10 protein-coding genes and 1 tRNA gene are annotated in these 14,797 nt (G+C 67.0%); 5 read left to right on the plus strand and 6 right to left on the minus strand.

The window, feature by feature from the left end; genetic code table 11:
• Positions 1-492 precede the first annotated feature (492 nt).
• The 3 genes from QOL57_RS04815 to QOL57_RS04825 all read right to left on the minus strand — a co-directional run bounded on the left by QOL57_RS04815 (position 493) and on the right by QOL57_RS04825 (position 4,640).
• Positions 493-568: transfer RNA gene (locus QOL57_RS04815), tRNA-Thr, on the minus strand.
• A gap of 84 nt (positions 569-652) precedes the next feature.
• Positions 653-1,657, minus strand: a complete 1,005-nt coding sequence (locus QOL57_RS04820; RefSeq protein ID WP_089241226.1) for a 2-hydroxyacid dehydrogenase — start codon at positions 1,655-1,657, stop codon at positions 653-655.
• A gap of 97 nt (positions 1,658-1,754) precedes the next feature.
• Complete coding sequence (locus QOL57_RS04825; RefSeq protein WP_089239598.1) at positions 1,755-4,640, minus strand: autotransporter outer membrane beta-barrel domain-containing protein; 2,886 nt, start codon at positions 4,638-4,640, stop codon at positions 1,755-1,757.
• Positions 4,641-4,883: 243 nt separating this feature from the next.
• Here QOL57_RS04825 and QOL57_RS04830 point away from each other — a divergent pair, with 243 nt between their 5' ends.
• Genes QOL57_RS04830 through QOL57_RS04850 form a run of 5 tightly spaced genes read left to right on the plus strand, consistent with a single transcriptional unit; the run spans position 4,884 to position 10,898 of the window.
• Positions 4,884-5,408: a sigma-70 family RNA polymerase sigma factor gene (locus tag QOL57_RS04830; RefSeq protein ID WP_089241224.1), complete on the plus strand. Its 525-nt coding sequence runs from the start codon at positions 4,884-4,886 to the stop codon at positions 5,406-5,408.
• Positions 5,405-6,373: a FecR domain-containing protein gene (locus QOL57_RS04835; protein WP_089239596.1), complete on the plus strand. Its 969-nt coding sequence runs from the start codon at positions 5,405-5,407 to the stop codon at positions 6,371-6,373. The genes QOL57_RS04830 and QOL57_RS04835 overlap by 4 nt, the downstream gene beginning before the upstream one ends.
• Positions 6,374-6,414: 41 nt before the next feature.
• Positions 6,415-9,183: a TonB-dependent receptor gene (locus tag QOL57_RS04840; protein WP_089241222.1), complete on the plus strand. Its 2,769-nt coding sequence runs from the start codon at positions 6,415-6,417 to the stop codon at positions 9,181-9,183.
• Positions 9,184-9,228: 45 nt separating this feature from the next.
• Positions 9,229-10,197, plus strand: coding sequence for a hypothetical protein (locus QOL57_RS04845; RefSeq protein WP_089239594.1), 969 nt, complete (start codon positions 9,229-9,231; stop codon positions 10,195-10,197).
• Positions 10,194-10,898: a hypothetical protein gene (locus QOL57_RS04850; protein ID WP_089239592.1), complete on the plus strand. Its 705-nt coding sequence runs from the start codon at positions 10,194-10,196 to the stop codon at positions 10,896-10,898. Before QOL57_RS04845 ends, QOL57_RS04850 begins: the two co-directional genes overlap by 4 nt.
• A gap of 80 nt (positions 10,899-10,978) precedes the next feature.
• On the opposite strand, the gene QOL57_RS04855 is transcribed toward QOL57_RS04850, so the two are convergent.
• The 3 genes from QOL57_RS04855 to ispH form a co-directional block, all read right to left on the minus strand.
• On the minus strand, positions 10,979-11,644 hold the full coding sequence (locus tag QOL57_RS04855) for a lysoplasmalogenase (RefSeq protein WP_089239590.1): 666 nt from the start codon (positions 11,642-11,644) through the stop codon (positions 10,979-10,981).
• Positions 11,641-13,524, minus strand: a complete 1,884-nt coding sequence (locus QOL57_RS04860) for a M61 family metallopeptidase (protein WP_089239588.1) — start codon at positions 13,522-13,524, stop codon at positions 11,641-11,643. The genes QOL57_RS04855 and QOL57_RS04860 overlap by 4 nt, the downstream gene beginning before the upstream one ends.
• 322 nt (positions 13,525-13,846) lie before the next feature.
• Complete coding sequence (gene ispH / locus QOL57_RS04865) at positions 13,847-14,797, minus strand: 4-hydroxy-3-methylbut-2-enyl diphosphate reductase (protein ID WP_089239586.1); 951 nt, start codon at positions 14,795-14,797, stop codon at positions 13,847-13,849.

The following is a 14,797-nucleotide window of genomic DNA, read 5'->3' on the forward strand; positions in this document are numbered from 1 at the left end:
CGTCTGAGCCACCACCGCCCCCAAAGCGTCGGTGTAGATGTACGTGACCGTCGTCTGGGCAATTGCGGAGGGTGCCAGGCCGAATCCAATCAGCAGCACGCAGCGCGGCCAAGTGCCTAAAGCACCCAGCTTCCGAATTCGACCTTCGATTCCCCTGAAGCGGGTGGACACGCCGCCTGCAGTTCCCCCGAAACTCCCCATCCTTCCAATCCCTGAAAGAGCCTTGAAGCAAGGCCGGGTATTCAGAGCACAGGAAATGGGGATCGAGGAATTTGACGGCCCATTGGGGCCGAATGCGGCCTACAGGTCAGCTATAGCACGAAGAACTAAGTGCCTGGGAAGCCGGAGGGACGAGCGAGCCGCAGGCTCGAAATTCTGGGCTGCCAGCCATGGGCTGGCACTACTGAAGCAGCCGGCCAGCGGCCGGCACTACCAATGGCCGTGCCGCCCAAACAAAAAGCCCCGACCAAGGCCGGGGCTTTTCATTACAACTGGTGCCGGAAATAGGAATCGAACCTACGACCTACGCATTACGAATGCGCCGCTCTACCAACTGAGCTATTCCGGCTGAGCAGGCGATTTTACGGTCGCCCCACCCCTGCGGTCAATCCGGTCGTGACGATTGCCGCCAAACGCTTACCCACCCGGCCCCTCAGCCCGCCATCACCCGGTTACCACAGTCCCGCCCCGCCGCGAAATCGGCCAGGTTGCCCAGCGTGATCGCCGAGATCTCCTGCAGCGCCTCCACGGTGAAGAAGCCCTGGTGGCCGGTCACCAGCACATTGGGGAAGGTCATCAGGCGCTGGAAGGCCTCGTCGTCGATGATCTCGCCGGACAGGTCCTGGAAGAACAGCGCGCTTTCCTGCTCGTAGACGTCGATGGCCAGGTGGCCCAGCCGGCGCGACTTCAGCGCGCGGATCACCGCATGGGTATCGACCAGGCCGCCACGCGAGGTGTTGACCAGCATCGCGCCGGGCTTCATCCGCGCCAGCGAGGCGTCGTCGATCAAGTGCTGGGTATCGGGGGTCAACGGGCAATGCAGCGAGACGATGTCCGAGCGCGACAGCAGTTCGTCCAGTTCCACCCTCGTGCCGATCTCCGCGAAGGCAGGCGACGGAAACGGATCGTGCCCCAGCACGGTGCAGCCCATGCCGCGGAAGATGTGCGCGGTGGCCAGCCCGATCTTGCCGGTACCGACGATGCCCACGGTCTTGCCATGCAGGGTGCGGCCGAGCAGGCCATCAAGCATGAAGTTGCCTTCGCGCACGCGGTTGTAGGCGCGATGGGTCTGCCGGTTGAGGGTCATCACCAGCGCCAGTGCGTGCTCGGCCACGGCTTCCGGCGAGTAGGCCGGCACGCGGGCAACGAACAGGCCGAGCGCGTTCGCAGCGGCCAGGTCCACATTGTTGAAGCCAGCGCAGCGCAGCAGCACCGCGCGTACGCCCAGCGCATGCAGGGCCTTCAGCACCGGCGCATCAAGCCTGTCATTGACGAACACGCAGACGGCGGCGCAGTCCTGTGCCAGTGCGGCAGTGTGCACATCCAGCGCGGCGTCGAAATACACGAACTGGAACTGCTGCCCTGCCCCTTCGCGCAGATTGGCTTCCTCGAGAAAGCGGCGATCGTAGGGACGGGCACTGAAAACGGCGATCTGCATGGGAAGGTCTGCGCGGAAATCCGCCACGACCATAGCGCACCCGCACATCGATGGGGATGGCACCGGCGGCGTGACTGCCGCCGGTGCCGGTACTACCTTAGAACGTATAGCCCAGGCCCAGCATCACGCCGTTCTGCAGCTGGCCGTCGCGACGCTCGCCCACGTAGTCAACCATCACCGACAGGCGATCGCTGGCGCGGCTGGTCACGCCCAGGTTCCAGGCCAGCACCTGCTCGCCCACGGTCTGGCTGCTGGCACCGAACACCAGGTCCGGCGCAGCGGCGAAGCCGGTGCTGTAACGGGCCTGGGTGTCACCCAGTTCCTTCTGCCAGACCACGCGCGCGCGCGGGGTGATGCGCTCGCCGTTGTTGCCTTCGAAGGTCTTGAACAGCTGCAGGCCCGCGCCGACGCGGATGCTTTCCAGGCTGTCACCACGCCCGACCAGCGCGCCAGCACCCTGCCCTTCATTGAAACGGGTGGCCGAGGTGCGCGCGTAGTCGACCACCGGCAGCAGCGGCTGGATCACCACCCCCTTGGCGGTGGTGAACGAGAAGCCGTGCTCCAGGCGGGCCGAGATCGCATCGTTGTTGTACTTGGCACGCAGCGGGCCCTGCAGGCCGTCGATGCCCTCGATGCTGCGGCGGGTGTCGTGGCGCAGGTCGGTGTAGCGCACCGAGGCCGAGAGGTAGCCACGCGAGTAGGTGGCATCCAGGTAGCCGCCCACATCCAGCGCGCGCACGTCGCCGGTGAACCCGGAACCATCGCGGCCCTTGGTCGACATGTCGGCGGCGGCAACGCTGACGCCCAAGGTCAACCGGTCATCGGCCAGTTGCGTATCGGCACCCAGCACGATGCCACCGACGGTATGGCTCAGGCCGGCCACGCCGCCCTCGCCATCAATGCGACCATGGCTGCCGAAACCACGCCCCCAGAGACCGTGATTGCGGGGCGCTTCGCCGCCGAAGCTGGTGCTGCCGCCACCCGCGCCCGCCGGCTCCACCAGGTGCATTGCCAACTGGTTGAACAGGCTGCCATTGGCCATGCCCGGCTGCGCCGAAGCAGCCTGCGCTGCCTGTGCCGCCAGGCCGCCAGCGTCACCGCTGCCGCTGCGTCGTGCGGCCTGGTGCTGCTGCACCACGCTGCCGATGCTGCCAACCAGCGCGTTGTCGGCCAGGCGCAGGCTGGCGTGGCCATCACCGCGCAGTGCACCGGCCTGCTGTGCGATCACATCGCGATCTGCGAACTGCAGTGCCCCCAGCAGCGGCTTCAGGCCGGCATCCTGGCGCTGGCCGGCGGTTGCCAGCGCGCGGCCGAGACCGTCGTTGCCGTTGTTGCCGGTGAGCTGCGCAAGCTGGTCGAAACCGGGGTTGGCGGTCAGCGACAGGCCCTCGGCGGTCTGGTTGATATTGAAGCTCAGCAACGAGTTGTGACGCGGCCGGAATACTTCGCCGCCGGTGATGCTGGCCGTATAGCCGGTGTCGCCCAGGCGCACCGCATCGGTGAAGCCCTGGAAGATCGGGCCGCTCACCAGCTCGCGCTGGTAGTTGCCGGCGTAGAAGCCCTGCGCCACGTTCAACTCCAGGTGCGCGCCCGGCGAGATGACCAGCGCGCCCTCGTTGGCGCCGCTGTCGTAGAAGTCGCCCACGCGCAGGCGGCCACTGTTGGCGCCGCCCGCCTCGGTGACGTCGAACAGCACCTTGCCGCCCGGCATGATGTTGACGTAACCGTGGGTGACCAGGTCACCACCACGCGGCATCAGCGTGCCGTACACGCGCAGGCGGTTGAAGCCGTCCTCGCGGTACGACGGACCGGTGCCAGCGAACAGCGCATCCGAGTCGTTGGCGACCGAAGCGATGTCACCGTGGCCGACCACCATGCCGGCCGCCAGCACGCGCAGCTCCGGGGTCCGCAGGGCGCCGCCTTCCAGGGCGATGGTGCCGTTCTCCACCAGCATGAAATCGGCGCCGGTGGTCTCGGCGGTGCGCCAGGTGCCGCCCTTGGCCACGCGGATCACACCGGCCGAATTGCCCAGCGTGGAGGCATCCAGCTCCGACAGGCGCAGGCTCGCCAGCAGGTCGGCCTGGATGCCCGGATCGCTGAGGAAGTCCTGCACCGAGAAGCGACCGATGCCGTTGGGACCACGTGCAGCCGCGTTGTAGATGGAAACGGCCTGGTTGATGTACGTGGTGGCGAAGTCGGCATCGTTCCAGCGCGCGAAGTCGTTATCGACGAACGCCTGCAGCTGGCGTGCGGTGCGCAGGTAGCCCGGATTGATGTCGCCGCTGACATTGCCGGTGACCGTCAGGGTGTCGCCCGGGTCGCGGTAGCCGGCGGCGGTGATGATCTTGTTGCTGTAAATGTCCTGGCCGGGGAAGGTCTCCAGCTTGCGGCCACTGCCATCGGGATCGAAGCTGACCGACGGGCCGGTGGTCCGGGCCGGATCGCGGAACACCAGCAGGCCGTTGGGCTGCACCACCTCGTACATGGCCTTGTGCAGCAGGCCGGCATCCATGCCGCCGCCGTAGTTGCCGGTGTAGATCTCGGTCATCCGCGGCGAAGGCGTATAGATCACCTTGCCACCGCTGCTGGCGGCGTGGATCTGCACCGAGTCGACCAGCGGCAGGTCACCGGCCAGGTAACGCTCGACGCCACCGGACTGCATGATCGAGCAGGACGAGATGCAGTGGCCGGACACGATGGTGTTCAGGCCGTTGGTACGGATCACCCCCTGCAGCCACTCACCCGCGATCAGCGCGCCACCATTGGAGGTGCGCAGCACGACTTCGCGGATCGGACGGCCTTCGGCCTGTGCCTTGGCCAGCAACGCCGGCAGTGCGACCACGTCGGCGACGGTGACACCGCCACTGAGCACGACGCGATCGCCCTGCACGTGATAATTCATTGCCATGACGTCATCCATCTGGCCCAGGGTCGCGATACCCACCAGGCCCGCCAGGGCGATGCTCAACTTCGAATGCTTCATTGCGTTCTCTCTCTCCGCCCGCACCACGCGGGTCGAAAGCAGAACGCAGCAGCGGGGCAGACGCCCCCAGTCGGCGACGAGAAAAAAGATGAATGCATTCACAATGGAAATGCAGAAGAAATGTGGGCTTCCCCATCCGGTCACCGTCGCGTAAAACTCGATGACGCGTCCGTCATTGTCGTCCGAGGCCCTCCCCTGTCCGTGCCCTCCCCTTTGCTCCGTGTTGCGCCGGAACTGCCTGGGATTCCGGACGTCTTCATTGCCTTCGTACGTGAGGAACGCGCGCCGCTGTGCGCTTTCCTGCGCGCCCGCGGTGTCGGTCCCGAGGATGCCGAGGACATCGCCCAGGACTGCATGGAGCGCCTGATCCGCTACCGCGCACACGACACCGAGGAACTGCGGCTGCTGCTGTACCGCATCGCCCGCAACCGCCTGGCAGACCGCGGGCGCTCGCCGCAATCGCGCAACCACCTGTCGCTGACCGAACGCGACGGCAACGAAGAAGCCGCCAGTGCTTCTCCTGATCCGCTGCGTCAGGCAGAATCCGGGCAGATGCTCGCCCTGCTGCGCCAGGCACTGTTCAAGCTTCCCGAACGTGCCCGCGAGGTGTACCTGCTCAACCGCATCAGCGGGATGAGCTATACACAGATCGCCCGGCATTGCGGCATCACCGCAAAGACCGTGGAAAAACACATTGCCCGTGCATTGCAGGGCCTGCGCAAGGAGCTGGGCCCCGATCCTCTCCACAATGATGGAGACACCGAATGATCCGCAACGACAACAGGGATGACACGTTGCTTTTTGAACACGCAAGCGCCTGGGTAGCCCGGCTGGAAGCCCCCGACTGCAGCCCTGAAGAGCGTCAATCCTTCGAGGACTGGCTGGCCGAGGATCCCGCGCACGTCAGCGCATGGGTGCAGGCCGAGAAGCTGCACCAGCGCAGTGCCGGCCTGGCCGGCGACCCGTGGCTGCGCACAGCGGCTGCACGCACAGCGCGCAGGCCGCAGCGGCGTTGGCTGCCGAGTGTCGCCGCCGCTGCCGGCATCTGCCTCGCCGTTGGCCTGGGCTGGATGCTGTACACCGATGGCAACCCCACACCGCTGACCTATGCCAACGCCAGCCTGCTGCCGCAGCAGCGCACGCTGGCCGATGGCAGCATCGCCATGCTCGACGCCGGCACTACGCTCACCGCACGCTTCGGCTGGCGCAAACGTGAACTGGCACTGGAACAGGGCCGCATCCAGCTGCAGGTCGAACCGTCATCGCGCTCGCTGCGGGTGCAGGCCGGGGGCAGTTCAATCCGCGATATCGGCACCACCTTCCAGGTTGAACGCCTGGCTGACGGCCGGGTCGAAGTCGCGCTGCTGGAAGGCGTGGTGGAAGTCACCAGTGGCAACGCGCAGCACACGCTCTCGCCGGGCCAGCAGCTGCAGGTCCTGGCCTCCGGGAAGATCCAGCCGGGCCCGCAGCTGTCCTCGACAGCCGCCGCCGAGGCCTGGCCGCAGGGCAAGCTGGTGTTCGACGGCACGCCCCTGGCCACCGTGGTCGAACGCATGAACCGCTATGGCAGCACGCCACTGGTGGTCGCCGACCCGGATATCGCCGACCTCGCGGTCAGCGGCACCTTCCGCGCAGGCGACGCGCACGAACTGCTTTCCGCCCTGGAACTGGGGTGGTCCATTGCTGGCCAGCCGCGCTCGGATGGCGCGCTGGAACTGCGCCGCACCTACTGAGGCGGCGGCGGATGCCGGCGCCGGGTGTGCTTCGTTGGGACATGCTGCGCTGGGGCCTGCTGCAGGCCCTGCTGTGCGTTGTGCTGGTGCCCGGTGTGGCGGCCACGACAGGCGCTGCCGAGGCAGTCACCCAGGTCGACTACCGGATCGCTCCCGGCGCCCTGCCGCCGGCCTTGCAGCAATGGGCACGCCAGAGTGGCATCGCCCTGGTGTTCGACGCACGTGAACTGACCGACCTGCGCACCAGCGGCGTCGCCGGCTCGCTGGCGCCGGCTGCCGCACTGAAGCAGCTCGTCGCCGGCATGCCGGTGAACATCCTGCAGACACCCAGCGGCGGATTCGTGGTGCGCCGGCATGCTGCCCCGCCCGCAGTGGTCGCGCAGCCAGTACGGCGGCCACCACCGCCGGCGCCACCGAAGCCGGTGCAGGTGGAACTGGCACCGATCCATGTCACCGGCAGCCGATTGCCGCGCACCTCCGTGCAGACCACGCTGCCGGTAACGGTGATCGACCGCGAAGACATCCTGCGCAGCGGCTACGGCACGTTGTTCGACCTGTTGCGCCACCTACCCGGCATGAACGGCCACCCGCCACTGAGCACCTCGCGCAGTGGTGATTCGCTGTACCTGCCGGTCGGCGCGGCAGCCACCACCAGCCTGGACGGCATGGGCCCGCGCGCGACCCTGTTCCTGGTCAATGGCCGGCGCCTGCCGCGCTATCCGATGGTCTCTCTGGAAGAAGGTGGGCTGACCGATCTGGGTGGCATTCCGCTCAGCTTCGTCGAGCGCATCGAACTGGTGCGTGGCGGTGCTTCGGCCATCTACGGCGCCGATGCAATGTCCGGCGTGGTCAACATCATCCTGCGCGACCAGGCCGAGGGGCCGGAGGCCACCCTGCAATCGGGGGTCAGCAGCCGTGGCGATGGCGACCAGTACCGTGTGCAGGCAGCCACCGGTGGCGTGCGCGAAGGTGGCGACCGCTGGTTCGCCGGCATCGACCTGCATCGCCTCCAGCATGTGGCCGGTGACCAGCGCGACTGGCATGCGGAAACCTCGCTGTACCCGATCGGGCTGATCATACCCAACGGTGTTTACCTCCCTGCCACGCAGTGCCATCCGCCGCTGCAGCGCGAAGACGACGGCTGCTGGCTCGACAGCGCACGTCCGCGTTCGCTGCAACCGGCATCGGAAACGCTGTCCGGCTACCTGCGCTATCGCCACGAACGCGGTGACGGACGCTACGCCTACGTGGAAGCACGCGCCAGTCACAACCGCCAGCGTTTTGAACTGGGCCCGACCGCCGTTGCACTCGAATTCAGCCGTGGCGCGATCCTCAATGTGGTCCTGCAGGAAGGCGGCGAAGTGCGCCCGCGCGTGCATGCCACCGAAGGCGACCTCAGCGTCGGCATAGGCCGTGAGCGCGCGGGCCGCAGCTGGGATGCCGGCCTCAGCGCGCAGCGCAGCCAAGTGGACCTGCGCACCGAAGGTACCGTGCGCAGCGAACGCCTGCTGGAGGCCGCACGAACGCTGGATTTCCTACCCGGCTTTTCCACCCTGCCACCGGGGCTGGCAGAGGAGCTGTTCCCGGCCATCCACAACCGCGGACGCACCGAACAGTGGCAGGGCTGGTGGGGCATGCAGCGCACCCTGATGACACTGCCCGGCGGCGCCGCACAACTGGCCACCGGTATCGACCTGCGCCGCGAGCGCTGGACGTCGCTGCCCGATCCGCTGCTGGGCAAGGGCGAGCTGGCGCTGAGCCTGCCGCTGGAGCAACGCCGGCTGTCGCGGCAAAGCAACGCCGCCTACGCCGAACTGGGCCTGCCGTTGGCGCCGACGCTGCGCCTGGACGTGGCCGCGCGGCTGGACCGCGATGGCGGTGACACCGCGTTCTCGCCGCGTGCCGGCCTGCGCTGGAGCCCGAGCCCGCACTGGTCGTTCCTGCTGGCCAGTGGCCGCGGCTACCGCGCACCCAGCATCTTCGAGCGGCGGCGGCCGCCGGGCTACTTCGGCCTGTATCCCCTGCCCGCATCGGCGTCCCTGCCGCCGTGCGCGCGCCCGCTGCGCGGCGGCGGCTGCGCGGTGGAAGTAGAAGTGGTCGAGAACGATGCGCTGAAAGCCGAGACCTCGCGCAGCCACTCGCTGGCCGCCAGCTGGACACCCAACGATGCGTTCTCGCTGTCGCTGACCCACAACATCGTCGAACTGCGCGACGAGATCCTGGCCCTGCAACCCAGCGATGCACTGTGGAATCCCGGTACCTGGGAGCTGGATGAGCAGGGCCGCCTGCGTGATCTTCGCCTGTCATTCGACAACATCGGCCGCACCACCTCGCGCAACTGGGTGCTGCGCGGCGAGTATCGGGTGGATGCCGGCCGCAACGGGCAGTGGCTGTTCTCGCTGGATGCATTGAAACAGCAGGAGCTGCGACGTGATCGCAGCCATGGCGAATCGGTGGACCTGCGCGGGCATGCCACGCCGGCGAACGCGGGCATCCTCAACGTACAGTGGCAGAACCCATCCTGGGACATCGCCGTGCGTGGCAACCGCGTCGGCCGCACCCGCGCATGGCTGGCCGGTGAAGCCTGCACGCAGGAGCAGCATGACCAGCGCCGCTGCATGAACCCTGCGCAGCTGCGCTGGAACCTGCATCTGGCGCGCCGGCTGAGCCCGCGCGTGATTGCCGCTCTGGACGTGCACAACCTGCTCGATACGCGGCCGGTGAACTACCTTGTCGGCAGTGGCGGGCAGATGCCCGGGCTGGACGATCCACTGGGGCGCTACTTCCTGCTGACCCTGCAATTCCGCTGAGCGTAGTACCCTACGCCGCCTGTTCCACGGCGTCGAAGGCGAGTCATGAAAGCCTACCTCTGGTTCCTGGGCGCGCTCATGTTGTTCTTCGCGCTGCCCTTCCCCTGCCTGATCTACTTCGGCACCAGCGGGCCGCTGGACGTGGGCGACCGCAGCGCGCCAGGGCTGGCACTGGGCCTGCTGGCGGCGTCGCTGGCGCTGTGGCTGGTGCTGCTATACGCCTTCCTGCATTACCTGCTGCTGGCGCCACCGCGTGCCTTGCAACGCGTGCGCAGCATCCTCGCCGACGGCGAGCCACGCAGCGCGCGCATCGAGCAGGCCGAACAGACCGGCGTGCAGGTGCGTGGCTTCGCGCAGTGGCGGCTGCAACTGGCCTTCAACAACCTGTCCGGCACGCCGATCACCGAAACGCTGGTCGTGGTCGACAGCAAGCCACAGCTGCAGCGTTTTGCCGTGGGCAGGCAGTTGGGCGTGCTGCTCAGCCGCACGCCGGGCCCCTCGCCCAATCTGATGCTGGAAGGAGCGCAACCGGAACTGGACAGCGCCAGCCTGTGGCGCCGCGCGATCGGCGGCCTGATCGGCATCGTCATGGTCGCTGCTGCGTACGTCATGGCCTACCGGCTGCAAAGCGATGGCATGGGTTGGACATTCCTGGGTTTCGGTCATCCACTGCTGATCTGCCCGCTGGTGCTGTGCAGCTACCTGATCGCCCTGCGCCTGCTGGCGCGACTGCTGGCCGGCACACTGCAGATCGACGCGCGCGGCGAAGCCCTCAAGTACCGCGGCATCGGTGCCGAAGCGCGGGTGCTCGACGTGCGCCAGACCGGCACCTACGTCAACGAACAACCGCAGGTGGAGTTCCAGCTGGAATATCTCGACCGCGAGGGCAACGCGCAGCAGGCCAGCGTGCGCCGCTTCGTTGCGCTGCTCGACCTGGCCAACATTCCACGTGGGCAGGTCGACATCCTGTACGACCCGGATGATCGCCGCAGCGTGCGCATGGAGCACGCGTGAAGCGGCCCGTGTCCACACCGCTGGTGTTCGCTGGAGTGGTGCTGGCCCTGGCCGGTGTCGCCACGGCGGGCGGCGCATTGCAGACCGTTGATGCGACCCTGCGTAGCGCTGCATCGACCACGCCTGCGGATGCAGCACAGCAATACCCCTGGGAGCAACCGTTGCGCACCACGGCCATCGCCACGCCACGGGCGGTACCCGAACCGATGCAGGTACCCGCGCGCACGCGGCCGAACCTGCTGCTCGACGCCGAGCGCCTGCAGGCTGCACGGCAGGCGCTGGAAGCGATGCCCGGACTGGCCGGCGAACGCCTGGTCGTCTTCCACAGCATCCACTTCCATGACGACGGCCGCATCGACATCGACCTGGTCGATCCACAGCAGCCGGGCCACGTGGATGGTTACCACTACCAACGCGGGCAGTGGCGCAAGGGCGATGCGGTGAATCCGCAACAGTTCGCGCCGACCATCAGCCTTCGCCGCAGCAGCACCGCACTGGCCAACATCGATTTCGATGCCGTGCCACGGGTGACGCAGGCTCTGCAGGAGCAGCGCAATGCCCTGATGCGTACGCCGGCCCAGGTCGGCCATGTGTATGTGGTCATCCGCAAGGGCGGCAAGCTGGTGTGGTTGCCGGATGAAGTGGCGGGCGACCGCCAGACCGTGCGCCTGCGCTACGACGCCAAGGGCAACCTGCAGTAGAAAAAGGGGACGGAGGGGATCAAGTCGCAAGTGGCTCAACGAGAGCGGCAGCGACTTGATTCCCTCCGTCCCCTTTTCTGCTATCTCACCGAGCGGGCGATGGCGTACTGCGCGGCGTAGTAGGTCGACAACACCAGCAGGCTGGCCATCGGCAGGCCGCCGCCGAAGCGATCCCATGCCAGCAACGAATCGCTGGCCACGAACAGCAGTGCGCCGCCGGCAGCCCAACGCGCACTGCCCGCTTCCAGCGCATCGGCGTGCGGCCGCTTCCAGTAACGGGCCAGTGCCAGCACCGCCATGGCGGCCAGCACCACGACGTAGGCCAACACCGGAATGCGCATCGGCAGCGGCAGATGTGGCCACAGGCCGGCGACGTTGATCGAAGCGAATACGGCAAGCAGAACGAAGGCAGCGAGCAATCCGCGGCCTGCGCGCAGGCCGGCGCGGAACGCGGCGATGTAGCACAGATGCGCAAGCAGGAAGGCAACCAGCCCCGGCACGAACGCGTCGACCGGCAGCATCAGCGCGATATCGCCCACGCAGGACAGCAGCATGCCGGCCAGCACCGCGCGCCGGTAGAACGCATCCGCCACCGGCCGCGCCTGCCAGGCGATGGCGGCGATCAGCAACGTGGTCGCCGGCTTGGCCAACCAGTGCAACCACCGCCCGTCGCCGTCCAGGTAGGCGCCGACGATGGCCAGCACGGCCACCACCAGGATCAACCCATCGCGCGTGCGCAGCTTCATCGTGCCTTCCACAGCTCTGCAAGGCGGTCCGGGCGGCCGGTAATGCGTTCCAGCACCGGATACTGCAGGCCACCGTGATAGTTGATCTTCATCGTGTCGATGCGGTCAAACTGTTTGACCAGCAGCGTGATCGGCGCCTTGTCAGTGGCCGCTGCTGCCACCGCATCCTTCAGGCGCTGGCTGCTGTACTCGCGACCGCCAATGGCGATTACTTTCATGCCCGGCGCCAGGCCAGCATTGAACGCCGGGCTGTCCCAGATCACATCGCCGACCACACCGCTGTCGAGCACCGTCGCGCCCAGCGAATAGGCCAGCAGCGCTGCCTTTGCGCGCTTTTCCTGTGCCTTGTAGGCCTCGTTCGGCGCATCGCGGTAGACCAGCTTCCAGCCCGCCAGTTCCAGGCCGCCGGTCAGCGATCCGTGCCCGTCCAGGCGCTGGCGCAGGAAGCCCGCCCAGTCGTACGGCGCGATGCCGTTGAGGGTCGCCACCACGTCGTCGAAGGTGTACGGATTGACATCCCAATCGCCGTTGCCAACGCCGAAGAACGCACGCGCGAAGTCATCCAGGCTGCGGCGGTTGCCGGTCAGCCCCCGCAGCTTGCCCTCCACCTCCAGCCACAGCATCTGCCCGCCGGAGTAGTAGTCTTCGCTCATCTGGTAATTGCGGTACGGCAGCGTGCGACGCTGGGCGATGGTCGGGTCGTTGGTGGTGTCCTGCAGCGGGCGCCACGCAAGTCCAGGGCGGCCGCGGTCATAGGTTGCCGCCACGTTCGCCAGCATGTCGCGCGCCTGCTCAGTGGTCCACAGCCCCGAACGCGCGGCCAGCACCTGGCCCCAGAACTGGGTCTGCCCTTCATACACCCACAGCAGGCTGTCGCCCATCGGCGTATTGAAGTTGGCCGTGGCCAGGTCGGCACCGCGACGGTACTTGCCGTTCCACGAGTGGGTGTACTCATGCGGCAGCAGGTCGCGCATCCACGCATTGCTGTCCCACTCGGTGAAGTAGCCCGGATCGGCGCTGTTCTCGCTGGAGCGATGATGTTCCAGGCCGATGCCGCCGAGACGATCGGTCAGGGCAAGCAGGAATTCGTAGTGATCGTAGTGGCGCGCGCCGTACAGCTTGTCGGCCTGCTGCACCAGCGCACGATGCACCTTCAACTGCGCGTCGGTCGGTTTCAGCGATTTGGCATCGTCGGCGAACACGTTCAGATGCACCGGCGCCTTCGCGCCGGGGTCGAGGTCGATGCGCTGGTGATGCTCACCGGCAAACAACGGCGAGTCGACCAGGTGGTCATAGGAGATCGGCTTGAACACCACGGTGTCGCCATCGCGGCGTGCGGTTTCCAGCGCGGTGGCATAGGCCCAGCCCTTGGGCAGGGTCACGCTGGCCTGTGCCTGCAGGTTGCGCGCGTCCGTGCCGGCCGGATACAGCGAGTTGGCATTCCACTGCAGGTTGAGCATTTCCGGGGTCATCACCACCCGGCCCTGGCTGCCACCCTGCGAGGACAGGAAATCGAAGTGGGCGACGATCTCGCTCACGCCTTCCGGTACGTCCACCTTGAACGCGTATACGTTGAACTGGTCGCGCTGCCAGGCCAACGGCTTGCCGTTGGCGGTCACCCGCAGGCCGGCCAGCTTGTCGATGGGGCCGGTGGGCGAATGGTTGCCGGGAATCCACTGCGGGTACAGCAGGGTCAGCGGGCCGGGCTTGGCCGGCACGGTGGCGGTCACCTTGAAGATGCGCCGGGCCAGGTCGCGTGCGTCGACGTCAATGCGCAGCAGGCCAGGGGCGGCGGCATCAACCGGTGGCGGGGTCTGCGCCAGCGCGGGCGTGGCCGCCAGCGCGAACAACACAGACATCACCAGGGCACGGGTTTTCATCAGCAACTTCCAGCAGCAGAGGATTCCCCGATGCTAGGCCTGTGAGCTGCCGGGCCCCATGGCCGAAGGTCATGGTTGCCAGTGCATCGACCTGATGCAGCAAAGCCTCACCGCAGCGACATCGAGGGCGGACCGCATCCACGCATGGCGTGGATCTACTGGAAAGCGGAGGAGTACCGGGTAGATCCACGCCATGCGTGGATGAGGTGCATCCAGAAGCCGTGCGAACCAAGGTTCGCACCCACCAGTCGCGGATGCTTACCCACCAGTCGAGGGTTCGCACTACCAGTCGCGGATGCGCACCCGGCCGTAGCGCTATCAGTCAGTCAACCAACCGCAGCCGCAGTTCCTTCGGCAGCGCGAACACCATCGATTCCGGCTCGCCGTCCAGCTCACCGATGCCGGAAGCACCCAGCTCGGCCAGACGCGCCAGCACGCCATCGACCAGCACCTGCGGCGCCGACGCACCGGCGGTCACGCCGATATGCTGCTTGCCGAGCACCCAGGCCGGATCGATCTCGTGCGCACCGTCGATCAGGTAGCTCTCCACGCCTTCACGGCGGGCCAGCTCACTCAGGCGGTTGGAATTGGAGCTGTTCGGCGAACCCACCACCAGCACCAGGTCGCAGCGCTTGGCCAGGTCGCGCACGGCGTCCTGGCGGTTCTGCGTGGCGTAGCAGATGTCATCGTTCTTCGGCCCTTGCATCGCCGGGAAACGCGCGCGCATGGCTTCGATGATGCCGCGCGTATCGTCCACCGACAGCGTGGTCTGGGTGGTGTACGCGAAGTTTTCCGGCTGGTTGATCTGCAGCGTGGCCACCTGCTCCACGTCCTCGACGAGGTAGATCTGGCCGGTGCCCGCCTCGCGGTTCCACTGCCCCATCGTGCCTTCCACTTCCGGATGGCCGGCATGGCCGATCAGCACCACGTCACGGCCGGCACGGCAGTGACGGGCGACTTCGAAGTGGACCTTGGTCACCAGCGGACAGGTGGCGTCGAATACCTTCAGACCACGACGCTCGGCTTCCAGGCGCACGGCCTGGGAAACACCATGTGCGCTGAAGATGACGGTGTTGTTGTCCGGTACTTCGTCGAGTTCTTCGACGAAGATCGCGCCGCGCTGCTTCAGGTCATCGACCACGAAGCGGTTGTGCACCACTTCATGGCGGACATAGATGGGCGCGCCCAGCGTTTCGATCGCACGCTTGACGATCTCGATCGCACGATCGACACCGGCACAGAATCCACGCGGGTTGGCGAGCAGCACATCCAT

This window comes from Stenotrophomonas sp. yr243, from assembly GCF_900184195.1.
GTDB classification, from domain to species: Bacteria; Pseudomonadota; Gammaproteobacteria; order Xanthomonadales; family Xanthomonadaceae; genus Stenotrophomonas; species Stenotrophomonas lactitubi.

Coding starts and splice junctions, on each gene's coding strand:
- QOL57_RS04820 (WP_089241226.1), bottom strand. CDS start 1,657: ATGCAGATCGCCGTTTTCAGTGCCCGTCCCTACGATCGCCGCTTTCTC.
- QOL57_RS04825 (WP_089239598.1), bottom strand. CDS start 4,640: ATGAAGCATTCGAAGTTGAGCATCGCCCTGGCGGGCCTGGTGGGTATC.
- QOL57_RS04835 (WP_089239596.1), top strand. CDS start 5,405: ATGATCCGCAACGACAACAGGGATGACACGTTGCTTTTTGAACACGCA.
- QOL57_RS04840 (WP_089241222.1), top strand. CDS start 6,415: ATGCTGCGCTGGGGCCTGCTGCAGGCCCTGCTGTGCGTTGTGCTGGTG.
- QOL57_RS04845 (WP_089239594.1), top strand. CDS start 9,229: ATGAAAGCCTACCTCTGGTTCCTGGGCGCGCTCATGTTGTTCTTCGCG.
- QOL57_RS04855 (WP_089239590.1), bottom strand. CDS start 11,644: ATGAAGCTGCGCACGCGCGATGGGTTGATCCTGGTGGTGGCCGTGCTG.
- QOL57_RS04860 (WP_089239588.1), bottom strand. CDS start 13,524: ATGAAAACCCGTGCCCTGGTGATGTCTGTGTTGTTCGCGCTGGCGGCC.
- ispH (WP_089239586.1), bottom strand. CDS start 14,797: ATGGATGTGCTGCTCGCCAACCCGCGTGGATTCTGTGCCGGTGTCGAT.